The sequence below is a fragment of the Limosilactobacillus coleohominis genome (genome assembly GCF_016901675.1).
Lineage (GTDB): Bacteria > Bacillota > Bacilli > Lactobacillales > Lactobacillaceae > Limosilactobacillus > Limosilactobacillus intestinavium.
On the sequence record NZ_JACJKU010000066.1, the window covers coordinates 1 to 8,172 of the forward strand.

General features: G+C 38.9%; 8 protein-coding genes and 1 pseudogene. 5 read left to right on the forward strand and 4 right to left on the reverse strand.

Annotated elements, in window-relative coordinates:
- Positions 1-627: 627 nt before the first annotated feature.
- Positions 628-1,113, forward strand: a pseudogene (locus H5975_RS06420) (group II intron reverse transcriptase/maturase); the annotation flags it as partial.
- Between the two features lie 236 nt (positions 1,114-1,349).
- On the opposite strand, the gene H5975_RS06425 reads toward H5975_RS06420, so the two are convergent.
- From H5975_RS06425 to H5975_RS06440, 4 genes are all read right to left on the reverse strand, one after another.
- Positions 1,350-1,691, reverse strand: coding sequence for a hypothetical protein (locus H5975_RS06425; protein ID WP_204785353.1), 342 nt, complete (start codon positions 1,689-1,691; stop codon positions 1,350-1,352).
- 633 nt (positions 1,692-2,324) lie between these two features.
- Positions 2,325-2,825 carry a hypothetical protein gene (locus H5975_RS06430; RefSeq protein WP_204785354.1) on the reverse strand — a complete coding sequence of 167 codons (501 nt, stop codon included), beginning with the start codon at positions 2,823-2,825 and terminating at the stop codon, positions 2,325-2,327.
- 24 nt (positions 2,826-2,849) lie between these two features.
- On the reverse strand, positions 2,850-3,227 hold the full coding sequence (locus tag H5975_RS06435) for a hypothetical protein (protein WP_204785355.1): 378 nt from the start codon (positions 3,225-3,227) through the stop codon (positions 2,850-2,852).
- A gap of 4 nt (positions 3,228-3,231) precedes the next feature.
- Entirely contained in the window at positions 3,232-3,390 is a 159-nt protein-coding gene (locus H5975_RS06440) for a hypothetical protein (RefSeq protein ID WP_204785356.1), read from the reverse strand.
- A gap of 170 nt (positions 3,391-3,560) precedes the next feature.
- Here H5975_RS06440 and H5975_RS06445 point away from each other — a divergent pair, with 170 nt between their 5' ends.
- The 4 genes from H5975_RS06445 to H5975_RS06460 all read left to right on the forward strand — a co-directional run bounded on the left by H5975_RS06445 (position 3,561) and on the right by H5975_RS06460 (position 8,095).
- A complete protein-coding gene (locus H5975_RS06445) occupies positions 3,561-3,767 on the forward strand; it encodes a hypothetical protein (RefSeq protein WP_204785357.1) in 207 nt (68 codons plus the stop codon).
- 99 nt (positions 3,768-3,866) lie between these two features.
- Complete coding sequence (topA, locus tag H5975_RS06450) at positions 3,867-5,996, forward strand: type I DNA topoisomerase (protein WP_204785358.1); 2,130 nt, start codon at positions 3,867-3,869, stop codon at positions 5,994-5,996.
- Between the two features lie 288 nt (positions 5,997-6,284).
- Complete coding sequence (gene xerC, locus H5975_RS06455; RefSeq protein WP_239473163.1) at positions 6,285-7,220, forward strand: tyrosine recombinase XerC; 936 nt, start codon at positions 6,285-6,287, stop codon at positions 7,218-7,220.
- The gene (locus tag H5975_RS06460) at positions 7,217-8,095 is read left to right on the forward strand and encodes an aldose 1-epimerase family protein (RefSeq protein WP_204785360.1); all 879 of its coding nucleotides are present in this window, start codon (positions 7,217-7,219) and stop codon (positions 8,093-8,095) included. Before xerC ends, H5975_RS06460 begins: the two co-directional genes overlap by 4 nt.
- Positions 8,096-8,172 lie beyond the last annotated feature (77 nt).

Below are 8,172 nucleotides of genomic sequence, written 5' to 3' on the forward strand. Positions count from 1 at the left end.
AAAAACTCTCACTTAACAGTTAGTTCTAATTGCAAAACAAAAAACAGCCCAAGCAAAATGACTGCTTGAACTGTAAATTTTATTATCAGTACCGATTGACAAAGAACCTTTTTTAAGAAAATTATTTTCTGCATATAGATAAAAGAGGATGGAAAAATTCTGATTTTCCATCCTCTTTTATCTAGTGCGCCCGGCATGGGTATTAGCTAGGTGGTGAAAGTCCGCTATGGGCCGTAGTAGTCGGAACCATGAGCTGAGGACAAGGGTGTCCACCGTGAGGTGGAATCTGAAGGAAGTCTAAGGCAAAGTGCTGCATCGATGAACAAGAAGTAGCTATAAGGATGAAATTAACTGGATAAGGCTGCTAGACAAGTTGAAGTCCAATACTACTCGAAGTTGGTCTCAGTAAAGCTAACGATGACATGGTACGAAAGCTAATATTCTTACCAGGGGAGATCTGGCCTACACGTTTCCGACAAGAGGAATAAGTTTAATTTCCACAGAAACAAGCGGTGCAGTGATGCAGTGTTGAGTAAGCCAGAAGTTAGCCGAGGTCATAGTAGTTTGAATAATCAGATGAAGGACTGAACGACAATAACTTGTAACTTATATCGGAGGTGTAATCAGGTGCGACAATCGCAGAAAACAGAACAACAAGCTGACCGCTTGTCGAGGATAGGTTTGGAAAACCGAAAGTACACAAGGGCGCGTAGTACCGGTTATGGTGAAGGTAAAGGTATGAGTGTCACTATCCAAGACCTGGTCTTGGATCGCAATAACCTTAATCAGGCTTATTTGCGAGTTAAGAGAAATAAAGGAGCAGCAGGCGTTGACGATATGACAGTCAATGACCTTCTGCCATATCTCAGAGAAAATAAGACGTAACTGATCGCTAGTTTGCGTGAGGGCAAGTATAAACCAGCTCCAGTCAAACGGGTAGAAATTCCGAAGACTAATGGTGGAGTAAGAAGACTTGGAATACCAACTGTGGTGGACCGAATGGTTCAACAAGCTGTAGCCCAAATTCTTACGCCTATCTTTGAGCGTGTTTTCTCTGATAATAGTTTTGGCTTCCGTCCCCACCGTGGGGCCCATGGGCTTTTCACTAAGAGTTAAAAAGGAACCCCACAAGGAGGGCCATTGTCACCACTACTGGCTAACTGAACATAGTAAGACCTTGAGCTATTCTCTAACTAATAGAAAACTGGAACAACTCGGACTTATGAATATGTCCAAGACGCTTCAGTCAATTCAATGTGATTAAGTTGTCGAACCGCCGTATAAGGAACCGTACGTACGGTGGTGTGAGAGGTCGATAATCGAACTAATCAATTATCTCCTAATCGATTCTAATCTTTGAACTTGAAGTCTTGATCATCTAAAACAGAAACTGGATTTGAAGTAGGGTAGTTGAGGCTTTTCCCAACGAGTTTTGACGAGGCTTTAGCAGGGTCTAGCATAAGACGTACACGGTGATTAGCGCGGTCTATCTGTATAGATGATCGCAGCCTATATTCAGCGATGATTTGGCCTTTATATAGTGCGAGAGCGTGGCTTGTTTCGTATAGTGTTTTTAAACTAATTCTCCAGGGCCCTTCGACACGTTCGCGAAGCTTGTGCTCATTTCCAAAAGGAATCGGATCGATTCGCCCGTTACGTTTGTCTGACAGTTTTATTATCATGTATTTCATTCTTATAATCTCCTCAAATTTTTTGATAAGATTGCGTGTTACATCATGTTAAAATATAATTCTCTTTGTAAGAAAATACTATTTGCTTTTAAAGATAATTCAAATCTAATTAAAAGTAAAGTTAGGTCAATTTTGAATATATTATTTATCAAAACGACGACATTGATTTCAAAAAAATTATCAACTTTTTTTCTAATTAAGATTAGAAACTTAGTTAACTATAAATGTAAATCCATTTTATTTTTTAAGTTACTCCATGTATTAACTAAAGATTAGCTGATTAACTTTTTCAATAATTTGCAATGGAAAGGTCAAATCGTCAATTTGCACGTTAGCACAATGCTAGCACGGCTTTTCATCTTTCCACGATTTGAGGCATATTTGCAAAAACAGGCTGAATTTCGTCAAGTATGCCAATAAGTATCCCAATATGGAGCACTTATTGATATTTGATACTAAATAAAAACCCGTGAATGATACGGATTTAGCTTGTGGATATATCGGTACTTGGCAGATTCCCTTATGCTCTTCTCACATTGGCCTACATTGGAACACGTTGGCGTTTTAATCGTCCAACTAATCGACTTGCAATACTAAAAGAAAACTCGATGTGTTGGGTCGGGTTCGGTTTGGTTAAGCGGCAGTAACAGGGTCGGTTGCTTGTGAGAAACTTGGCTCATAGATATAAGAACATGTGGCGGTCTTCTCGTCATATTGAGCTATTTTTTTAATGTAGGGAATACAATTACGCTCATACTGAGACATAACCAAGTTCCGCAATTCGTCGAACGATTCAAAGGAAGACGTGTAACGATGTGAAAACTTGGAAGAGAACGGGTAGGCTTTCGACTTCTTGAGCTCGTCCAGATCCAGGACGGCGACTCGTTGGGAGATCTTATCAGTTGCCTTAATTGAATTGTATTTGCTTAAGTAATAACGTTTGTTGTTAACCACAATATAATTATCAGCCTTATCAAACGTTACGATAACAAACCGATCATCACTATTAAGAACATAGAGCGGGCAGCTTTCCCGGGGCTCAATATAATAATTATTACTGTGTTCACCTTTAACAGTTCGGGTATAGTAACGTTGAATACCTTGAAGTTTATTTGTTGTTTGTTGTTGTGTCATTTTGTTCACAATCCTTTCTTATAATTAAAATGGAGCTACATTATGATCATCGAGGACTTCATCTATAACCTTAGGTAGTAAATACTCACGAACTAAAACGTCTAAGTGTTCACCACTGATTAAGTCGGGGATGTCGATTGAATCCATACCCAACTCATCTAATGAATCTTGTACTAAATCAAAATTACCTAACAAGGCTCTTTCAGCCTTTAGCTCGTTACACCAATAAGAGCCTGTACGATTTCCGGTTAAGTCTCTATCAAAAGAAAGGTCTTGCAGTTCTTCGTACATTTCACCTCGATTTTTGCCGTTGAAAGTAATATCTGAATCTTTGATCATATCTTCCAATTCATCCGACATTTCGGATTTGTAATCATAAAAATCTAAGTTGTTTACCGTCACACGTTTATAAACTCAAGTAAATATTAGTTGTTGAGTCGTCAACATAGCTTTCAGGATCTGCTGGATCTTCTAATAATTGAGTTGGATCTACATTAATTATTGTGTGTTCTTCAGCGTGTAAATCATGACTGATGATATAGTTTAATCGTTGTGTATTTGTCATATGCTTCATCCTTTCTTATTAACATTAATCAGATATGACCGGTGGGCCGGTCTGGTGATATAGTTTAATTAAGTATTGCCTTGATTGATTTCTGATTTTGAATTTAGACAAAGCTAGAGGATTGAGACACATTTGAGACACATGCATAAATAAATGCCCCGCAAACGTTGATGCCGCGGGGCTGTTTTGTTCTGGTAGTATTATACGGCACAATTTCTCTACAAGAAAATCGAAATATTTTAGCTGTACCTGGCCCGATTGATAGTGAATTATCAGACGGTTGTAATGAATTAATCGAAATTGACGCTCGTCCAGTAATGAATGCTAATGACATTTTGGAAGAATTATCTAATCATTTTTATACGGTGCCAGAATAGTTAAAAAGTCGGTATTTACCAATTTTTTATTTGACACGTGACTAATTATGCTTTAATAATGGAGAAAGAACTAAAATTTGAAAGATAGGAGCCACAATATTGGCAACTAAAACAAATCAAACAACAACTAAAACAACAAAACGTCGTAAGCGTACAACTACGAAAAATAAAAAGAAATTAGTCATTGTTGAATCACCATCAAAGGCTAAAACAATTGGTAAATATCTTGGTCGAACTTATAAGGTAGTAGCCAGTTTAGGACACGTTCGTGACCTTCCTAAGAGTCGAATGGGTGTAGAAATTGATAATAACTACAAGCCTGATTACATTTCCATCCGAGGAAAGGGAGACGTTATTAAAGAACTGCGTCGTGATGCAAAAAATGCGAAAGCAGTTTATTTAGCTTCTGACCCTGACCGTGAAGGAGAAGCAATTGCCTGGCACGTTTCTAACCTTCTGAAAATGGACGATTCTGAAAAAAACCGCGTGACCTTCAATGAAATTACCAAGGATGCTGTTAAAGAGGCATTTAAGGAGCCACGTACCATTAACATGGACTTAGTAGATGCTCAACAGGCACGGCGGGTTCTCGATCGGTTAGTTGGATATTCTATTAGTCCAATTTTATGGAAAAAGGTTAAAAAGGGATTGAGTGCTGGTCGTGTTCAATCCGTAGCCTTAAACTTGATCATTCAACGTGAGAAAGAAATTCGCAATTTTAAGCCTGAGGAATATTGGACGATTGATGCTGAATTTGCAAAGGGTAAGGATCATTTTCAAGCTTCATTTTATGGCGAAAACGGCAAGAAAATGCCTCTGGCCAACAATGAAGCTGTCCAAAAAGTACTAGGTAAGTTAGACCGGAAGAAACCGTTTAATATTGATAAAGTTGAACGCAAAGAACGCCGACGGTTGCCTCAACCACCATTCACTACGTCAACATTGCAACAAGATGCTAACCGACGCCTGAAATTCCGTACTCGGAAAACGATGATGGCGGCACAACAGTTGTATGAAGGAATTAACATTGGTGAAGGCGCCGCAGTCGGATTAATTACTTATATGCGTACTGACTCGACACGAATTGCAGGAATTGCAAAACATGAAGCATCTCAATATATTCATGACCAATATGGAGCAGAATATGCAGCGACAAAGCCCGTTAAAGGAAAGCTTCCTGAAGGAGCACAAGATGCCCATGAAGCCATTCGGCCAACCTCTGTTTTCCGCACTCCTGCTAAAATGAAACAGTACTTGACTCCTGATCAATACAAGCTTTACAACTTGATCTGGTGCAGATTTGTCGCTAGTCAAATGACTGCTGAAGTTATTGATACAATGACCGTCACAATTTCGCAAAATAATGTTAACTTCCGTGCTAATGGATCTAAGGTGAAATTTGCCGGATTTACAAAGGTTTATAAGCGCGGTCAAGATAAGGATAATATTTTGCCAAATCTTGAAGTTGGTGACCAAGTTACCATGATTAGTGATGATCCAAGTCAGCACTTTACACAACCACCTGCACGTTATACAGAAGCCGCATTAGTTAAGACGTTGGAAGAAAATGGTGTTGGTCGTCCATCAACCTATGCGCCAACACTAGATACGATTCAACGTCGTTACTATGTTCGTCTTGTTTCCCGACACTTTGAACCTACAGAATTAGGGGAGATTGTGAACGATTTAATCGAGAAAAACTTCCCTGAGATTGCGAATGCTAACTTTACAGCTGATGTAGAAGGCGATTTGGATAAGATCGAAGAGGGACAAAAAGATTGGGGCAAAGTCGTGGATGCATTCTACAAGCCATTTGCTAAAGAAGTTTCAACCGCAGAAGAAAAGGTCGAAAAAATTGAAATGCGGGATGAATTAGCAGGAGAAAACTGTGATATTTGTGGGGCACCAATGGTAATTAAAATGGGCCACTATGGTAAGTTTATTGCTTGTTCACGCTTCCCTGCTTGTCGTAATACTAAAGCAATTGTTAAGGATACTGGTATTCCTTGTCCAAAGTGTGGCAAAGGAACCGTAGTTGAGCGAAAGTCCAAACGAAACCGGGTATTCTACGGTTGTTCCCGTTATCCTGATTGTGACTTCGTTTCATGGGATAAACCAGTTGGCCGTAACTGTCCAAAGGATGGTCACTTCTTAGTTGAAAAGAAGGTTAAAGGAGGCAAACAAGTAGTTTGTCCAAATGGCGATTATAAAGAAGAAGTTCAAAAATAGCTTATGGAGGTGAACTGATTAATGGAGAATCAAGTAAAAAAGATAATTGTTCAACAATATCAGCTCACCAAACCAAAAGAATCACTAGATAATATTCTGCACGCTGCTGAGCGATTTGAAAATTTCTTTTCCGAAGTGAGCAGTTTTGAAGGTTGGAAAAAAGTAACAGTTTCTGATTTTTCTTCATTTTTAAGCTCTCTTAATCAGGATCACACGGATCATGATGAAATTGTACGCCTAGTAACCTCTCTTGATGATTTGGGAATAATATTACAAGATGCCCAGTTTTTGACTAATAATCCATTTAACTTGGCTAGTGTTTTTGCACTTTACCTTGATGGTGAACGACAGGCATCAGAGGCAACAGTTAAAGGCTATGAAAATGATTTAAAAATGATGCGGCGTTTCCTGGTTACAAATCATAGGTGGGCTGGCTGGCTCCAGATCAACATGCAAGATATCCAAGTTTATTTGACCCATTTGAATGATTTAAGGAGACAATGGACGACAATTAACCGTGAATTAGCGAGTTTACGGACTTTCTATAATTTTCTGTTAACTAACGATTTAGTTAACAATAATCCATTTGAAGAAGTAAAAGTTAAGACGCATGCGCGCAACCTTCCTCGATATTTTTATAGCTCTGAAATGAATGCCTTGTTTAATGCGGCAGATGGTGAGGGTAAACCACTTGACTTCCGGAATCGCGCCATTATCGAATTGTTATATGCTACCGGTATGCGGGTGAGTGAGTGTGCTCAGCTGAAACTCTCGCAAATTCAATGGGATGTTCAATTGATTCTTGTCCATGGTAAGGGTGATAAGGAACGGTATGTTCCATTCGGCAACTATGCCAAAGATGCCCTTCATAAGTACATGACAGAGTGTCGGGAGATTTTAATGGATAAATACCATACTGATCACGATATCATGTTCATTAATAGTCATGGTCGTCCGATCACTAGTGAGGGGATTGAATATATCCTTAATCAAATTGTTAAACGCAGTTCTTTAAACACTCACATTCATCCGCACATGCTTCGCCATTCTTTTGCAACAGCAATGCTGAATAATGGTGCTGACATTCGATCAGTCCAGGAATTACTTGGACACTCAAGTTTATCAACCACCCAAATCTATACTCATGTTACGCAAGAAAATTTGCAGAAGACGTATATGCAACTGTTCCCAAGAGCAAAAGCAACAAAGGAAAATGAAAAATGATTACAATTCAAAATGATGATTTAGTTGTGAAAGTCAGTGAAGTGGGCGCCCAGTTACATAGTGTTCAAAAGGATGGTTTTGAATACTTATGGCAAGGTGATCCTGCTTCATGGAAACGCCAAGCACCCATTCTGTTTCCATTTGTTGGTCGGCTAAAGGACGATCAATATGAATACCAGCATAATGTCTACCATCAAACTCAGCACGGCTTTGCACGTGATGAGAATTTTGAAGTTGTCAAAAAAGAGGCAACTCGTGTAGTGATGGAGCTTAGTGATAATGATCATACTCGTAAGGTCTATCCATTTTCATTTAAACTACAAGTAACTTACCAAGTTACAAATAATCAATTAGATGTAAGCTACATGGTTACCAATTCTGGTGATGATGAACAATTGATATATTCAATTGGAGCTCATCCTGGATTCAACGTTCCTGTTCGTGAGAAGGGAATATTTGAAGATAATGTTGTAACCGTTGATCCTGCTGAAAAGTATCAACGGATTAAATTGGTTGCTCCGGGACCATTTAACGATTTAGAGCATCCGAAATCCATTGATTTTAGGCAACCTATGCCACTGGATCATGACCTTTTTAATGAAGATGCGGTTGTTTTAAAGACTGATCGACAACCGGTAACTGTCACCGTTGGTGATCCTGAACATCACCATGGTGTTAATGTTATTACTAATGATAATCAGTTCATCGGTATTTGGTCCCCATACCCGGCCAAGGCTGACCTGTTGTGTATTGAGCCGTGGTGGGGAATTGCTGATGGTATCCACAGTGATGGTCAGTTAATTCATAAACAGTGTATGGATCGTTTGGAACCTGAAAGAAGCCGTCACTATCAATTTGCAATTCAGGTATTTTAATAGCCATGAAATAATAAATAATCATATTTAAAAGACCACTAGTATTGTGCTTCAACACTAGTGGTCTTAATATTAGT

Bases quoted from the DNA above. Each gene is read 5' to 3' on its own strand.
- H5975_RS06445 (WP_204785357.1), top strand. From the start codon at position 3,561: ATGCCGCGGGGCTGTTTTGTTCTGGTAGTATTATACGGCACAATTTCT.
- H5975_RS06460 (WP_204785360.1), top strand. From the start codon at position 7,217: ATGATTACAATTCAAAATGATGATTTAGTTGTGAAAGTCAGTGAAGTG.
- H5975_RS06440 (WP_204785356.1), bottom strand. From the start codon at position 3,390: ATGACAAATACACAACGATTAAACTATATCATCAGTCATGATTTACAC.
- H5975_RS06430 (WP_204785354.1), bottom strand. From the start codon at position 2,825: ATGACACAACAACAAACAACAAATAAACTTCAAGGTATTCAACGTTAC.
- H5975_RS06425 (WP_204785353.1), bottom strand. From the start codon at position 1,691: ATGAAATACATGATAATAAAACTGTCAGACAAACGTAACGGGCGAATC.